Origin of the sequence: Clostridium saudiense (genome assembly GCF_000577815.1) — a bacterium.
GTDB lineage: Bacteria > Bacillota > Clostridia > Clostridiales > Clostridiaceae > Clostridium > Clostridium saudiense.
The window spans coordinates 1-15,370 of sequence record NZ_CBYM010000049.1; the positions used below are offsets into that span (position 1 = coordinate 1).

Below are 15,370 nucleotides of genomic sequence, written 5' to 3' on the forward strand. Positions count from 1 at the left end.
AAACTGCTTTATATACCTAAATAGGTTATAAATCGGTACTATGTAGTACCACCTTTATAAAAAATACCGGTACTATCTAGTACCTATCATGGTACTATTAAAAACCTTATCGGTACTACATAATACCGTATAGGTACTAAATAGTAGCTAACAAAGAACTAAATATAAAAAACTAAAAATAAATAACTATATATAACAACAACTAATAACTGCCGTGGTTGTTATAATGGTATATAGATATTAGTTTATATTGATAGATACATCACTATATGGTATAATGGTAATAGATAAATAAGTATTTAGGAGGAATTAAAATGGCGGTTGTTAACAGAAAGAGAATATGCACTTCAATATCATTTGAACATTATGATAACTTAATGAAAGTATGTGAAGATAATAAACAGAAACAATCAGCAGTTTTAGAAATAGCATTAGATTTATTAAAGAAGGAAATGGAAAATAAAAACTTATCAGATATAATTCAATATATTAATAATAGTAACAAGTAGAAAAAACTTGTTACTATTTTTTTTATTTATTTTTAAAAAGGTATTGAAAGATACATCACTTTATGATAATATAATTACAGAAGGTAAGTGATGTATCTTGTATGATAGATACATAATAAGCGAAGGGGGTATAAAAAATGAGTTTCAATAGTAACTACTTTAAACAAACTAACAACATATTCAATTTAAAATTAAAACCTAATCAATTCACAATATTATCATATCTAATCAGAATGGCTAACGAAGCCGAAAATTGTTACCCTTCAATGAACAACATTTCTGAAATGTGTTGTGTTAGTAAGTCAACAGTAGTAAAAACTATTGAAGAACTTGAACAGATTGGATATATAACAGTAAATATTGATAATACATACAACGTTTATACAATTAACTATGATGTAATTGAAAGCACTAATAACAGACCAGAAAATGTAAAAAAAACTAGAACTAAAAAAGTATCTAGTAAACCAGAAGTAAAAGAAGTTAAGCCGGTTGATAGTAACGGCAATGCTCCAGTAGATGGACAAATACATTTTACAGAAGTTAAAACAATTGAAGAAAGATTAATAGAAGAAACTGGAGTTACAGAAGAAAGAGTTAAACAAGCTATTGAATATGCAGAATTTAAAAATGCAAAAGATGTATTTGCATATGCTAGAGATACAATAAAGAATAATTGGGATATGCCAAAAACAATAGATGAAATTATTAATAGAACAATTAAAACAACTAAATTCGTAGAACATTGTCCAGCTAGAGAAGGTTTAGAAGAAATCTATAATTCATTAGAAAATAAATTATTAGGATGGGATAAACCAGAAACAGTTGAAGAAGAAACAACAGAAGATAACAACGAAATATTAAAATCAATACTTGCAAAAGCAATGTAATAAATAATTGGTTTACTTAGGAGGAATTAAAATGAATAAAGAAAAATTAGAAAAAATTATATGAGTTAATGGAGTTAGAGCAACAGTATTATTAAATTTGAAAAGATACTAATTCTATTAGTAAAGAAATTGAGAAAGTAATAGAAGAATTAAAAACTTTAATTAAAAAATAAAATAAAAAAGGCATATCAAAAGGTACGCCAAACCGCAATCTGATTATAGCATTTGGATATGTCTCAATAAAGGATAAATTAATCTATAGGAACCAGATTCAAAAATAAAATTTAAGTAATAAATATATTTTAAAAGTATGTATTTTTATACTTATTTATACTATATATGTGATATAATGTAAATAAAATGGAGGGTATAAAAGTGTTTACAGAAGTTAAGGAAAAATTAAAAGCATTAGAAATATCACCTATATTTTTTGTAGGTTCTGGTTTATCAAGAAGATATATAAATAGTCCTGATTGGTTGGGTTTACTAAAAGAAAGTATGAAAGATACTGAGGTTAATTTTAAGAAATATCAGCAAAAACATACATTAACTAATCCTATCACTGGTGAAAATTATATAGATTTAGAGAGATTAGCAGAAAAATTAGAAGAAATATATTTTGATGCTTTATCAGAAGATAAATTAGAAGAAGGAAAGACTCAAGGTTATTATTACAGAAAAAGAATTGCTGATATTGTTTCTGGTTATTTGGAGGATAATAAGGAAAAATTATTAAAGAATGAAGAAGTAAAAGAACTAATGAAAACAACACCAGCCGCTATAATAACAACTAATTATGATGAAATGCTTGAAACAATATTTGGAGATGAATATACAGTAAAAGTTGGACAAACATCTTTATTAACAAGTGTAGTTGATGGTGTGGGAGATATATATAAAATACATGGCTCGGTTAGTGACTGTAATAGTATAGTAATAAGCAAAAAAGACTATGATAGATTTTTTGAAAAAGAAGTATATTTAAATTCAAAGATTTTAACATTATTTTTAGAATATCCTATTGTCTTTTTAGGATATAGTATTTCTGATAGGAATGTAAAAAGTATTTTATCTACTATTTTTGATACGTTATCTCATGATAAAGTAGAGGAATTAAAGTCTAGAATGTGGTTTATAACACGTCCTAATGATGGAAAAGATAAAGTAATTACTAAAAGAATTAATCTTAATAATGGTAATTATATAGATATTAAGGCATTTGAATTAAATAATTTTGCGGATTTTTATAAAGCCATAAGTGATATAAGTATAAAAAGGTTACCTATAAGATTTTTAAAATATTTAAAACATAATACGTATCAATTGATTGCTAGTCAAGAATATAATCCAAAACTATTGAATGTTAATATTGAAGATATTAAAGGCATAAAAGATTTTAATGAAGGAAATAACTTCGTTGGTTTGACATTCTCAACAAAGGAAAAGAAAGTATTTAGCAGTGTTTCAGAAATAATTAAAGTATTTATTGAGGGCGATAATAATTATGATGTAATTAGTGTTTTAGGTGTAGTTGATGAAATGTATAATAAACCAATACCGTTCTATAAATTTTTAGTTTCTTTGAATTATAAAGATATTTTATCAGAAGTTATTAAAAGGTTTGGTACTAACTCTAGAATATATAAAAGAATAATTAATGATGATGTAAATTATAAATATTATTTAGGAGCAGAAAAAGAGAATATAAAATATGATAATTCAATTAATATAAAAAATATTGAGGAATATTTAATAATATATAGGGATGAAAATGGATTCTATAAAAATCATGAAAATGTAATAAGAAGATATATTATTTTATATATATTAAATAATAGAATGGAAGAGTTATTAAAGAGTGAGGAAGTAATTAATAAGTATAAAGATGAAATAACTAAAGCAGCTACAAATTTATCAGAAGAATATATTAGAAATAACTATCCAAATGTAGTTAAATTAGTAGAAAAACTTTATAATGATAACAATACATTAGAATTTAAGAAATTACTTTGTTTAATTGATAGAGCTGTTTATAGAGATAAATTAATATAATAAGAAAACAAAAAATGTCATCAATTTTGATGGCATTTTTCTTTTTAAAGTTATATGTACGAAAATAGTGAAGCTTGGAATAATAGATTATAATTGAATATTTATTTTAATAAATATATTTTTATTTTGCATTTGAAATTAATCTATGTACTTTTTTATTGTTTAAAGTATATGATATCGTGAAATAAAACTAGAATTTTATTTTATATATATTTGCATCAGTTTTTTTAACTGGTGTATTTTTTTTTATATTTCTTTATGCTCCAGAGTGAACTAATGAAAATACAGTTTATATAATATAAATATAAAGAATAATTTGATACAAAAGATAAGGGGTTAATTATGAATAATAAAATTAAAAGAGATGTGCAAGTAAGATTTAATACAACTAAGGAAGAAAAAGAATTATTAGAAGATTTAGCATTTGAAAATGAAATGAAAATATCAGAATTTATAAGATTTTTAATAAAAGAATTTAATAAAACTGGAGGAAGATAATATTATGATGAAAAAATTAACTGTAAATGAAATTATAAAAAACAAGGGAATAATATTACACAAAGGAAAGATTAATTTAATAGTTGCACCTGCTGGAAGTGGTAAGACTTATTATATATTTAACACATTATTAGATACCAAAAAGAAAAGTGTTTATTTATGTGATACATCAAATTTAAAAGAAATGATTTTAAAAGATGATGAAATTAAAGAAAAAGTAAAAGGTACTGAATTAGATTTAAATAAAGCAACTTTTGATATTGATAAATATAATTGTATTGTTATGACATATGCAAAATGGTTCTATGAAATGAATAAATCAGAATATAAAGATATAGAAACTATAATATGTGATGAAATACATAATTTATATAAATATTATGATAAGTTTAAAGAGAATGATAATTATAAAATAGTTATTGAAGATTTAGAATATAGAGCAAAAAATAAAATATCTAATGTAATTGGATTTACTGCAACACATAACAGAGTAAAAAAAGAAATGGACTTTTTATTATCTGAAAATGATACATCAACACACGCTTTTAATTCAGAATGGAATGTAATTAATTTATCTAATGAAAAAGATATTAAAAGATTAAATGAAGATTTTACATATAGATATAGTAATTATAAAAATTTAGGTTATCATTTAAAGGCATTTAATGGTTTCAAATTAGGGCAAAAGGCTTTAATTTATACTGATAGAATTACAACCGCTTTAGATATGGTTAATATAGCGAATGAATGTAATTTAAAATCTATTGCATTATGGAGCATGAATAATAAAGAATATCCAATGAATGAAGAACAAAAGGCAGTAAGGGAAAGTGTTTTAACAACTGGCATTATTCCAGATGGTATTGATGTATTAATTATAAATGGCTCATATGAAACTGGAATTAATATAAAAGATGAAAATATAGAATTAGTAATAGTTAATTCAACCGATGCAGATACACAAATACAAGCTAGAAGCAGAGTAAGAAAAGATATTAAAGCATTATTATTAAAATCTAATAATATGATTGATGATATTAAAGTAGTAGTACCAGAAAAATATTTAGATACTCCATTAACAACCAAAGATAAAAAAGATTTATGTAAGGATTTAAATATTTATAATGAGAATACAAGAATTTTAAAATGGACAAGCATAAAACCAATAATAATTAATTCTGGATATGATGTAATTGATGGAAGAATTAGAATAAATAAAAAGTTAACTAGAGTTGATACAATTAATAAAGTAAATATTTAATTATTCAAAGTGTGACAAAACTGTAGGTTTGGTATTAATTATATTAAACAAACAGTTTTGTCACACTTTATTTATATCATAATAATATTGGTGGATTGGAACGAGTTCCAACCACCCCCATTAAAAGGCGAAAGCCTTTTATGGGTTAGATGTTTAATAATTTAGGTTTTAATATACCAGTTATTGAAGGTGGATTTGGTGAAAATCAAAAAGTTATGTTAGCAAAGACAATAGCGGAAATACATGGGGTAACCACTCCAGATATTAATAAGTTAATTAATAGAAATATTACTAGACTTACTCAAAACGACCTTATTGATTTAAAAAATAGTCAGTCATCTAATGACCAACAATTATTAGAACTAGATTTTACTAATATGCAAATATCAAAATCTAATAATATATTCTTATTATCAGAAAGAGGTTATACAAAATTAGTTTCAATGATGGATAATACAAACGAAATTAAATGGCAAGTAATGGATAAGTTAATTGATGAATATTTTGCTATGAGGGCAATAATAAAATCAGATGAACAATTAAAGGCAATGGCTGAAATTCACGAAATGGAATTAAAGAAAGTTAATGAATTAATTAATAAAAATATTGATGAATTTGATTTAGGGTTGATATTTTAGATTAAAAAAACAACTCAAATTTCGAGGTCGTTATTAAAGACCACGAATTATATACTCAAAATGCTTTAAATAGAAGTTCAAATTTGGCTATATATTAGCTAACATATGTATATTATATAATATAAGCAATAGCCTTTTAACGACTATTGCTTAGTTCTTTATTGAAGTTAAATGTAAGAAAAATTATTAACTTAAAATTGTTCTACACCTCTAATTTCTAATATTTTTTGTTAATTACATATCGACATTACTCAATAAACTTGTAAGGCTATGGCTTTACAAAAAAATTCCTCCATTCCTGGCGTTGGGTTTTTTATGCCTCAACATTAAATTCTTCGCTCAATGCCAGGTATTTTTTTAATGCTGCTTTATTATGATTTATCATTTTTCCATTTCTCATAATAATCACCTCCAACAACTAAGGCAGCATTAAAAAGATAAGGATAGTTAAACCCTAGAATGGGTAATAAAATTATTTCTTTGTTATCTTCTGGAGAAGATAGGTTTTATTAGAAGCAGAAATGCTTCTATTTTTTTTACTAGAATAAAAGTCATTTAAAGACTTAAACAATAATAAATAAATTGAAGGGAGTTAATTATGATTAAATTAAATACTAAATACATCAAAAGTAAAATGATAGAAAAGTATAAACCGTATATATATCCAGGTAATAAACAACCAATCACATCAATTAAAGGTATGGCATCATGTGATTTAGGTGTATCAATAAGAACGCTTGATAGATTTGTAAATGGTGGTAGATACTCAAAAGAATTATTAGAAAGATGTATCTATATTTTAGAACTAGATACACAAGAATTATTTATAGAAAATTAATTAAGAGTTATGGAGCAACAAAAGCTTTATAACTCTTTTTTTTATACAAAATTTTAAGAATTACAAAGGAGAAACTTATGAAGAAGTTACTAGAAAAGAAAGATTTATTAGTTGCTGAAATGGCTAAAATGTTAGACCAAGCAGAAGCAGAAACAAGAAGTTTAGATGTTGAAGCTTATGAAGCACATGAAAAAGAATTAGCTGCATTAAATGCAACTATTGAAAAATTAGAAACAAGAGATAAAGGGGAAATTATTATGGATAAGAAACAAATAGAAACTAGAGATTATGCAGAAGAATTAAGAGTTATGACAACTGAAACTAATGGGGCATCAATTCCAACTACTATTGCAACACAAATAGTTGAGGAATTAGAAAGAATATCACCAGTATTTAATGAAGCACCAAGATATAATACACCTGGTAAGCTAGAATTTTTAATTAATACAAATAATGTTGAAGCTGAAATATTAGGAGAAGTTGACACATTAACAGATACTAATTTATCAGACTTTAAGAAAGTTATACTAGATGCAAAAAGAGTTGGTTTATGTGTTCCAGTATCTAAGCAATTACTTTTATCATCTCCACAAATAACAGTAGATTTTTTAGTTAAAGAACTTGCTAAAGGATATGCAAGAATTTGCGAAAAACAAATGTTTAAGGCTGATGGAACTGCAAAGAGTTTTACATCTGGTTTATTAAAATCTAAGAATGTTGTAACTGGTGTGGTTTCAATTGATACAGTTAAATCATTAATAATTAAAATGCACCCTTCTTTAATTGCTGGAGCAAAATTATATATGAATTTAGCAACATTTGAAGCTTTATCATTATTAAAAGATGCAACTGGTAATTACTATGTTCAATTAGCACCTTCATTAGTTGGAGAAGAACCACAATACAGAATATTTGGTAAAGAAATAGTTGTTACTGAAACTTTAGAAGCTGATGTAATTGTATTTGCTAATGTTGCGGAAGCTATGAGAGTTAAATTAAATCAAGATATGCAAGTAACTGCATTAACTGATAGCGTTTATGCTAAGGCTGGACAAGTTGGAGTTATGATTGATGCGTATTTAGATATGGCATTAGTAAATGAACAAGCAGTTTATATATTAAAGAAAGCAACAAAATAATTATTATCTAATACAAACATAAAGAGTAAGAAAGAGAGCCACCAGGCTTATTTTTTTTACTCTTTTTTATTTTTATATAACAAAGGAGAAAGTTTTTAATGGCTAATAGAATAGTAGGTTTAAGAAATATTCACATTGCTCAAATAACTGGTACAGATGCACAAGGTAATTATACATATGGAATACCAGTTAAATTAGAGGGAGCAAAAACATTTAATACTACAAATGAAGTATCTGAAAATGCTTTTTATTCAGATGATGTAATGGATTATTACTCAAAAAGTATAACATCAATGGAATTAGAAATAGAGTTAGCATATTTAACTCCAGAAATAGAAAGTTTAATTACTGGCAAAAAGTTAGTTAATGGGGTTCTTGTTTCTGGTGCTAATGATAGTGCTGCATCATTTGCAATCATGTATGAGATGACCACTTTACAAGAACCGATTAGAAGAGTTATTTACGATTGTATATTATCAAGAGATGAAATTTCAAGTGCATCTAAAACAGATAGTACAGAAGAGCAATTAATAAAATTATCTGGTAAAGCTAAACCAGATGCAAAAGGAAACTTTGATGCAATTTTAGATAAGAACTATATACCAGAAGGCGAAGAAGTTAAATTTAATAAGGTTTGGGAAGGCTTTTTTACTAAGGTTCAAACACCAGTAGTAATTGAAGCAACAACAAGAGAAGCAGCAAAGTAATTTAATGGAGGGGTTAACCCTCCTTATTTTTTTATAAAGGAGTTTAAAAATGGTTTTTTTTAATAAAACAAAAGATACAGAAGTAAGAAACTATAATTATAGTGCAACTATTGAAAGTCTTTTTAGTAATAGAGTTTTAATAAATAAAAATAGTATTGAAAAAATACCAGTAGTACAAGAAAGCTTGAAAAAGATTTGTGGGACTATTGCAGCTTTACCAATAGAACTAATGATAAAAGATAGATTTAAAAATACTGTTATTGAAGATGATGTAAGATTATATTTATTAAATACTGAAAATAATAGTTATCAAACTTCATATAACTATAAATATAGAATTGTTGAGGATTTATTATTATATGGTAAACACTATTCTTATATAGAGCGTAAAGGTACTAAAATAGATGGTTTATATCCTATTGAATTTAAGACAGTAACGGAACAAGATGTAATAAATGATAATGGTATTATAGTATCAAAAGACATACATTTCACATTAAATACAAGAGTATTAAATAAAAATGCTTATGAGGTTTTAATAATTGATACTGGTAATAAGGGGATATTAAATAGTGATAAATTATTATCTTTATTAATGGCACATGATGAAATGTTAGAAAGTGTTATCAATAATATTTCAATGCCCTCTGGTTATTTAAAAAGTTCTTCAAGATTAACAGAGCAAACAATTAACCGAATGAAAGAAAGTTGGAAAAACTTATATTCTGGTGGTTCAAATGCTGGTAAAACAATTATCTTAGAGGAAGGAATAGATTATAAAACTTTAGATATTGATTTAACTAAATTTCAATCATTAGATAATAAAAAAGCATTTATAGAAGATGTTGAAAGATTATTTAATTTATATAATATAAAGAATGATAGTGAGTATTTAAAATATACTATTGCTCCATTAGTAAGTTGTATTGAAAATGCTTTAACTTGCCAATTATTATTATCATCTGAAAAAGAAAAGAATATTATTTTTAGGTTTAATTGTGAAATGGTTGATAGAGCAGACGAAAAGACACGAATAGAAAGTATTGCTTTAGCAGTTGATAAAGGATTATTAACAATAAATGAAGGTCGTTTAAGATTAGATGAAAACCCATTTATTTTAAATAATAAAGAAGAGTTTTTAAATTTATCACAAGGTAAAGTTATGTTATTCCCAGATGGAAATATAATAATACCTAATATGGGAACTGCGATTAATGCAGATGGAAAACCAATTGCAGCAGCACCAGGAGAAGGAGAAAACAATGGAAAAGCAATATAGTAAATTAGAAGTAAGGGAACTAGATAATAGTTCTCTTTTAGTTTGTAAAGTAAATGATTATGGAGTGAGTAAAGAACTTAGAGGAAAGAATGGAGCATTTAGGGAAGTAGTACCAAAGGAAACATGGCAAAAGGCTATTAATGAAAATGTTAAATTCTATTATAACCATAAGCCATATTTTGAATTAGCTGAAAAGGTAGAATTGAGAGCCGAGGAAGATGGAGTTTATTTATATGCAACATTAAAAGATAGTGAAAAGGGTTTATATGATGCGGTTAAAGATGGTTTAATAACTGGAATGAGTTTTGGATTTAGAGCATTAAAAGATAGTTTTAAACAAGTGGGAAATTACTTAGAAAGAACTATTGAAGATATGGAATTATTCGAGGTTTCAATATTAGATAAAGAACCAGCTTACAATAATACAATGGTTGAAGCTAGAGAATTATATATACCAGTTGATTTAGAGATAAAAAGAAAAAGATTAGAGTTATTAAGGAGATAATTATGAAATTTAGTGAAATTAATTTAGATATAGTTTCTCAATATCTTCAATTTCCAATAAATAAAGAAAATCTATTGGAAGTAATGGAATTTGAAATATATATTGATGCAGCTAAGAATTATATTATTGAATATACTGGATTATCTATTGAAGAATTAGACCAAATACCCTTTATTGTACCACCAACATTATTATTAATATCTGATATGGTAGAAAATAAAACAATGGACGGAAGCCGCTATATTAACGGTACTTTTAAGGCTTTAATTAATATAAAGAAGAAGGTAAATTTATAATGGCAGCTTTTAAACTAAACCCTGGAGAATTAAGAACACCAATTAAAATTCAACGTTCTATACCTGGAAAAGATGAAGATAATAGACCAATTAACATTTATAAAGATGTTTTATCATGTAGAGCAAAAGTAACAAGTTACAAAGGAAAACAAGATTTAGAAGCACAAGGAAAAATTTATATTGATGAAAAATTAATTACTATAAGAAAGCCGAATTTTGAAATTTTAGATACTGATATAGTTTTATTAAATGGTAAGAAATATGATATTACATCTATTATTAATGTTGATGAAAAAGGTAGATTTTATGAGTTAAAAGTGAGGTACGCAAAATAAATGGCTTATGTTGCAGCAGATGGATTAGAAGATTTATTTAAAACCCTAGATGAATTAGGGCAAGTTGGTAATAGAATTGGTGTTAGTTCATTAAGAAAGGCAATGAAACCAGGGTTGGAGATTATCAAAAAAGATGCTCCGCATGATACATATGAAGGACGAGATAATTTAAAGATTGGTACAATTAAAAGATATAAAAACGGTGGTTTACAAGGTGCAATGGGTATAGATAGCACGAATTGGGAGCAATGTAAACAATTATGGTATCAGCATTGGGGTTATAACAATTATGGTGGTAGACCAAAAGCATTTAGAGGAAGAGTTGAAAATCATGTAGGTTGGTTTGATAAAGCTTCTGATAATGCCAAAGATACAATATTAAATATATTAGAAGATGAAGTTGGAAAAGCTTTAGATAAAGTTTTAAAGTAGGAGGTAAAAATGGAAGATAAGTTAATAAATTGTTTAGAAGCTTTAGGAATTTCAGTTTACAATCTACAAAGACCAGAAGAAGAAAGGGAATGTATAGTTTATAACTATTCAGAAGATACTTTTTCAACATCAGATAATATAGAAGATATAACAAAGTATGTAATATATTTAAATCTATATTGTGATACTGGTTTGAATAACTGGAAAAAGAAAATAAAGAAAGCTTTAGAGAGCAATGGATTTAGTAAGATGTATATTCCACCAGCTAATTTTAAAGATGAAGCTGGTTTAATAAATCAAGCATTTAATTATACATACTTAGAATTAAACCCATAGTACATATAGGCTATATGATACCAGGAGCAGTTTAATAGCTGCTTTTATTTATAGGGGTATTATGTAGCCTATATTATTTATAGCCATATACAAGGAGCATAGACAATGAGAATAGATATTAAAGATAATATAGAAATAAATAATATGATATTAAATATTAATAAAGATAAGTTTATAAATAAACAAATGAAAGAAGAAGAAATAAATAATTTAATTATAAAATTAAACTTATTTAATGTAACAAGAAAAGAACATATAACAATAGAGCAGTTAATTAATAATCTTAAATATATAAATATAAATATAAATACTTCTACACATGAGTTAATAGACCTTAATTCTATTGATGATAATAAGACAGTAATTATTTATAGATTTGATTAGTTTAAATTAAGTTGTAATAAATAAAATAATTTTTAATCAATTCAATAGTATAAATATAAGATTGAAAAAAAAGAAAAATTTAAAATAAAAAATGAAATGAAATAGAGAAGGTAACGGAAGGATAAAAAGAAAGTTGGAAGGTATACCCCCATGAAAATAATTTAATTTTTTTGAGGTACTCCACAGAACAGCCCAACCCTTTCTTACAACAAGTGTTATAAATAGTTGTTTTTTTGATTTATAGCACTTGAAAAGGTTGAAAACCTAGTAATACCAATGGTTTGATGACATTTTATTTATAGCACAATTATAGCATTTTAATATAAAAAAGGAGAATTAAACAAATGAGAGGAAGACCAAGGAAGCCATTACATGAATTAAGTGAAAGTAGAAGAAAGCATCTTTCAGCAAGTGAAATTTATATAAGAGAAAAGGAACTTGAACATTTGGAGCAAGTGCAAGAGATAAAACAGAAAAGTAAGAGAATGAATAAAAATATTTCTTCTTATGTAAAAGAAATTAGAAGTTTAAGCGATAGCCAATACCAATTAATTGAGCCGCTATTAATTGAACTAATTTCATGTGATAAATTATTATCAGTATGTAAAGATAATATAGAAAAAAACGGTATGTTAGATAGGCTAAATGATGGCTTAAATCCTATTTTTTCAGCTTATACAACTTTACAAAAACAGAAAATTTCTTTAATAAAAGAGTTAAATAATGTTATTAAATCAATAGAAAAAAATCAAGATGCAGCACCAGTTAATTTTAATTTTGATGTATCAGAACTATCAAAAATAATAAATGAATAGGAGTTAATTAATATGTTACCTTTAGTACCTTATGAAAAATTAAAAGATAGTGATTGTATGAAAAGAAGTTCAATAATAAAAAGTAAATTTGGTTCTATAACAGAAGATGTAAAAGATTTAAGCACAGAAGAAATAATAAGAAATATAGTTGAATTATTACAGATGAATATTATTCTTGAACCTATAGAATTTGGAGTCTATGGTGTAGGTATACCAGTTTTAAAGTTTTATAAATTAATGTTAACAATGATTTGTAATTTACCCCAGCATAAAGAAATTTTTATAGGAGCATGGGGAACTTTAGAAGATAAAGAAAGTAATATTAATAGATTATTATAATTATGGAGCATATGCAGAATTAAAAATATTTTGTGTATGCTCCATTTTTTGCTTTATATAGTTATTAGATAAAATAAAATTGATATTTTATTATAGCAGTTTTGGAAAGTCAAAGTCTTGACTATCAAAAATATTTAATATTAATTATTTAATATAAATACAAAAGGTATAAATTACATATTTTCATGAATGAACTTATTCAAATCTTAATTATAAAATATAAATATTAAGAGATATTTTATAATTATAATTCATAGTATAAAGGGGGGTGTAAAATCTTTTGGTTACTCCAACCAAAGAGCCAATTTTTTAATTGGTGGCTTTAATACATGGAGTGAAGGAAATGATAAATATTTATGATTTTATAAAGGTGGACAAACTAGATGATTTAAAAAAATCTTTAAAACCTGGAGATGATAAAGTAATATATGAAGATGAAAAATTAAAAATTACTTTAAAAAAGAGAGGTAGAAAAGTTTATACCTTTATAGATGAATTTTCCAATAATAACATAAATGAAATACTTCAAAAAGTTGTAAATCTAGCGTAAAATATATTTATGCTAGATTATTTTTTTACAAAAGGAGGAATGAAATTAATGTTAAAAGTAGCAACATTTTCGAGAACTTCAACAGATTATGAAAGTCAAAAAACAAGTATCGGAAACCAGGAAGATATTTTTAAGAGTTGGATTGAAAAGAATAATTGTATTTTATATAAATCTTATATTGATGATGGAATAAGTGGTACGAAAGGGAAATATAGAACTGAATGGAAAGAATTAATTGAAGATGGTAAAAATAAAAGATATGATATATTACTTGCAAAATCTTATTCACGTTTCGGAAGAAATATGGTGGAAACTTTAGGAGCAATTAAAGAATTAAGAGAGAATAATATAAGAATAATATTCATAGAAGATAATTTAGATAGTAAAGAAGATATAACAAAGTTTGGTTTATTCTCATGGATAGCAGAACAAGAGAGCCAAAACACAAGTAAGAGAATAAAGACAGTTTTTAACCATTTTAAAGAAACTGGAAAAATATACAACTGTATTGCTCCATTTGGTTATGATTATGATATTAACAAAAAGAATTTTGTTATAAATGAACTCGAAGCACCAATAATAAAAAGAATTTTTAAACTATATTTACAAGGTAACGGCACTAATAAAATAGGTAATATTTTAACATCTGAAGGTATAAAGGGTAAAAATGGTGGTATCATTAGAGGTAACACAATAAAAAATATTATATTAAATGAAGTTTATACCGGTACACTTATACAAGGTAAATCAGAAACTATTGATGTAACTATATCAAAAATGAACCAGATTGAGCCAGAGAACTGGATTAAACATTATAATAACCATGATGCAATTATTGATTATGAAACCTTCATAGAAGCAAATAAATTATTTACAATTAATTCAGAAAAAGCAAAAAAACATAGATATAGTATTAAAGGAATTGAAAGAGCATCTAATGCAAGTTTATTCAGTAATTTATTAACTTGTAATAACTGTGGTTCAAGTATGACTATCAGAAGAAAGAAGGGAAAGAAATTACATTATAATTGTTCAGCATATGAAAAAGTGGGTGTTGCCGTTGGTCATAGTAGTAATAGGATAGATGAAGATTTTCTAATAGAGCATATCAAAGGTGAGTTAAATTCAATCATAGAGCGTAATTTTGATATTATTAATATAAATACTAACAATGATATTAAATCAAGCCTAGAGGGAGAATTGAAGGCGATTAATAAGGGTATAGATGAACAGATGAAGAAAACCAATAATTTAATGGAACTATATAATGCTGGAGCATTAACAATTACACAATTTAAGTTACAAAATGAAAGTATTAGTAAATTATTAGATACACACATTAAGAATAAAGAAATTATAGAAGATAAAATAAATAACTTACCAGTTAAACAAAGTAGCTTTAAAAAAGATGTAGAAAATATTATAGGTGTACCAGTAGAACAATGGAATAATGCAATGCTTAAAATGGTAATAGATAAAGTTTATATTGATACTAACGGAATTATTAATATTAAATGGAATTTATAAAGAAAATATAAGAACCTAAATAGTTATATATAGCAACTGC

Annotated in this window: 20 protein-coding genes; all 20 read left to right on the plus strand. The window is 25.3% G+C overall.

Going from position 1 to position 15,370, the window contains the following annotated elements; genetic code table 11:
• Positions 1-314 precede the first annotated feature (314 nt).
• A complete protein-coding gene (locus tag TY07_RS15535) occupies positions 315-509 on the plus strand; it encodes a hypothetical protein (protein ID WP_042402220.1) in 195 nt (64 codons plus the stop codon).
• A 137-nt stretch (positions 510-646) separates the two neighbouring features.
• Positions 647-1,399 carry a helix-turn-helix domain-containing protein gene (locus TY07_RS15540; RefSeq protein ID WP_042402222.1) on the plus strand — a complete coding sequence of 251 codons (753 nt, stop codon included), beginning with the start codon at positions 647-649 and terminating at the stop codon, positions 1,397-1,399.
• A gap of 375 nt (positions 1,400-1,774) precedes the next feature.
• Entirely contained in the window at positions 1,775-3,451 is a 1,677-nt protein-coding gene (locus tag TY07_RS15545) for an SIR2 family protein (protein WP_052330758.1), read from the plus strand.
• Between the two features lie 342 nt (positions 3,452-3,793).
• Positions 3,794-3,949 carry a hypothetical protein gene (locus TY07_RS18175; protein WP_157029200.1) on the plus strand — a complete coding sequence of 52 codons (156 nt, stop codon included), beginning with the start codon at positions 3,794-3,796 and terminating at the stop codon, positions 3,947-3,949.
• 4 nt (positions 3,950-3,953) lie between these two features.
• Positions 3,954-5,210 (plus strand): DEAD/DEAH box helicase family protein, encoded by a 1,257-nt coding sequence (locus TY07_RS15550; protein WP_042402228.1) that lies wholly within the window; start codon positions 3,954-3,956, stop codon positions 5,208-5,210.
• Positions 5,211-5,359: 149 nt separating this feature from the next.
• Complete coding sequence (locus TY07_RS15555; protein WP_052330759.1) at positions 5,360-5,848, plus strand: ORF6N domain-containing protein; 489 nt, start codon at positions 5,360-5,362, stop codon at positions 5,846-5,848.
• 598 nt (positions 5,849-6,446) lie between these two features.
• Positions 6,447-6,686 (plus strand): hypothetical protein, encoded by a 240-nt coding sequence (locus TY07_RS15560; protein WP_042402232.1) that lies wholly within the window; start codon positions 6,447-6,449, stop codon positions 6,684-6,686.
• 77 nt (positions 6,687-6,763) lie between these two features.
• Positions 6,764-7,825: a phage major capsid protein gene (locus tag TY07_RS15565; protein ID WP_042402236.1), complete on the plus strand. Its 1,062-nt coding sequence runs from the start codon at positions 6,764-6,766 to the stop codon at positions 7,823-7,825.
• Positions 7,826-7,923: 98 nt separating this feature from the next.
• A complete protein-coding gene (locus TY07_RS15570) occupies positions 7,924-8,532 on the plus strand; it encodes a major tail protein (protein ID WP_042402240.1) in 609 nt (202 codons plus the stop codon).
• A 49-nt stretch (positions 8,533-8,581) separates the two neighbouring features.
• On the plus strand, positions 8,582-9,811 hold the full coding sequence (locus TY07_RS15575) for a phage portal protein (protein ID WP_042402243.1): 1,230 nt from the start codon (positions 8,582-8,584) through the stop codon (positions 9,809-9,811).
• Complete coding sequence (locus tag TY07_RS15580) at positions 9,795-10,316, plus strand: HK97 family phage prohead protease (RefSeq protein ID WP_042402245.1); 522 nt, start codon at positions 9,795-9,797, stop codon at positions 10,314-10,316. The genes TY07_RS15575 and TY07_RS15580 overlap by 17 nt, the downstream gene beginning before the upstream one ends.
• Before the next feature lie 2 nt (positions 10,317-10,318).
• Complete coding sequence (locus tag TY07_RS15585; RefSeq protein ID WP_042402249.1) at positions 10,319-10,612, plus strand: head-tail connector protein; 294 nt, start codon at positions 10,319-10,321, stop codon at positions 10,610-10,612.
• Positions 10,612-10,947 carry a phage head closure protein gene (locus TY07_RS15590; protein WP_042402252.1) on the plus strand — a complete coding sequence of 112 codons (336 nt, stop codon included), beginning with the start codon at positions 10,612-10,614 and terminating at the stop codon, positions 10,945-10,947. The genes TY07_RS15585 and TY07_RS15590 overlap by 1 nt, the downstream gene beginning before the upstream one ends.
• Entirely contained in the window at positions 10,948-11,379 is a 432-nt protein-coding gene (locus TY07_RS15595; protein ID WP_042402255.1) for an HK97-gp10 family putative phage morphogenesis protein, read from the plus strand. It begins immediately after the preceding gene.
• Between the two features lie 9 nt (positions 11,380-11,388).
• Positions 11,389-11,715, plus strand: a complete 327-nt coding sequence (locus TY07_RS15600; RefSeq protein ID WP_042402258.1) for a hypothetical protein — start codon at positions 11,389-11,391, stop codon at positions 11,713-11,715.
• A gap of 105 nt (positions 11,716-11,820) precedes the next feature.
• Entirely contained in the window at positions 11,821-12,099 is a 279-nt protein-coding gene (locus tag TY07_RS15605) for a hypothetical protein (RefSeq protein WP_042402261.1), read from the plus strand.
• Positions 12,100-12,443: 344 nt separating this feature from the next.
• Positions 12,444-12,914, plus strand: coding sequence for a hypothetical protein (locus TY07_RS15610; protein ID WP_042402264.1), 471 nt, complete (start codon positions 12,444-12,446; stop codon positions 12,912-12,914).
• 12 nt (positions 12,915-12,926) lie between these two features.
• Positions 12,927-13,253, plus strand: coding sequence for a hypothetical protein (locus tag TY07_RS15615; protein ID WP_042402266.1), 327 nt, complete (start codon positions 12,927-12,929; stop codon positions 13,251-13,253).
• 343 nt (positions 13,254-13,596) lie between these two features.
• A complete protein-coding gene (locus TY07_RS15620) occupies positions 13,597-13,803 on the plus strand; it encodes a hypothetical protein (RefSeq protein ID WP_042402269.1) in 207 nt (68 codons plus the stop codon).
• Positions 13,804-13,851: 48 nt separating this feature from the next.
• Complete coding sequence (locus TY07_RS15625) at positions 13,852-15,330, plus strand: recombinase family protein (RefSeq protein ID WP_042402272.1); 1,479 nt, start codon at positions 13,852-13,854, stop codon at positions 15,328-15,330.
• Positions 15,331-15,370: the final 40 nt, after the last annotated feature.

Excerpts from the sequence above, each read along its gene's own strand:
- TY07_RS15535 (WP_042402220.1), top strand. The coding sequence starts at position 315 with ATGGCGGTTGTTAACAGAAAGAGAATATGCACTTCAATATCATTTGAA.
- TY07_RS15540 (WP_042402222.1), top strand. The coding sequence starts at position 647 with ATGAGTTTCAATAGTAACTACTTTAAACAAACTAACAACATATTCAAT.
- TY07_RS18175 (WP_157029200.1), top strand. The coding sequence starts at position 3,794 with ATGAATAATAAAATTAAAAGAGATGTGCAAGTAAGATTTAATACAACT.
- TY07_RS15550 (WP_042402228.1), top strand. The coding sequence starts at position 3,954 with ATGATGAAAAAATTAACTGTAAATGAAATTATAAAAAACAAGGGAATA.
- TY07_RS15555 (WP_052330759.1), top strand. The coding sequence starts at position 5,360 with ATGTTTAATAATTTAGGTTTTAATATACCAGTTATTGAAGGTGGATTT.
- TY07_RS15560 (WP_042402232.1), top strand. The coding sequence starts at position 6,447 with ATGATTAAATTAAATACTAAATACATCAAAAGTAAAATGATAGAAAAG.
- TY07_RS15565 (WP_042402236.1), top strand. The coding sequence starts at position 6,764 with ATGAAGAAGTTACTAGAAAAGAAAGATTTATTAGTTGCTGAAATGGCT.
- TY07_RS15570 (WP_042402240.1), top strand. The coding sequence starts at position 7,924 with ATGGCTAATAGAATAGTAGGTTTAAGAAATATTCACATTGCTCAAATA.
- TY07_RS15575 (WP_042402243.1), top strand. The coding sequence starts at position 8,582 with ATGGTTTTTTTTAATAAAACAAAAGATACAGAAGTAAGAAACTATAAT.
- TY07_RS15580 (WP_042402245.1), top strand. The coding sequence starts at position 9,795 with ATGGAAAAGCAATATAGTAAATTAGAAGTAAGGGAACTAGATAATAGT.
- TY07_RS15585 (WP_042402249.1), top strand. The coding sequence starts at position 10,319 with ATGAAATTTAGTGAAATTAATTTAGATATAGTTTCTCAATATCTTCAA.
- TY07_RS15590 (WP_042402252.1), top strand. The coding sequence starts at position 10,612 with ATGGCAGCTTTTAAACTAAACCCTGGAGAATTAAGAACACCAATTAAA.
- TY07_RS15595 (WP_042402255.1), top strand. The coding sequence starts at position 10,948 with ATGGCTTATGTTGCAGCAGATGGATTAGAAGATTTATTTAAAACCCTA.
- TY07_RS15600 (WP_042402258.1), top strand. The coding sequence starts at position 11,389 with ATGGAAGATAAGTTAATAAATTGTTTAGAAGCTTTAGGAATTTCAGTT.
- TY07_RS15605 (WP_042402261.1), top strand. The coding sequence starts at position 11,821 with ATGAGAATAGATATTAAAGATAATATAGAAATAAATAATATGATATTA.
- TY07_RS15610 (WP_042402264.1), top strand. The coding sequence starts at position 12,444 with ATGAGAGGAAGACCAAGGAAGCCATTACATGAATTAAGTGAAAGTAGA.
- TY07_RS15615 (WP_042402266.1), top strand. The coding sequence starts at position 12,927 with ATGTTACCTTTAGTACCTTATGAAAAATTAAAAGATAGTGATTGTATG.
- TY07_RS15620 (WP_042402269.1), top strand. The coding sequence starts at position 13,597 with ATGATAAATATTTATGATTTTATAAAGGTGGACAAACTAGATGATTTA.
- TY07_RS15625 (WP_042402272.1), top strand. The coding sequence starts at position 13,852 with ATGTTAAAAGTAGCAACATTTTCGAGAACTTCAACAGATTATGAAAGT.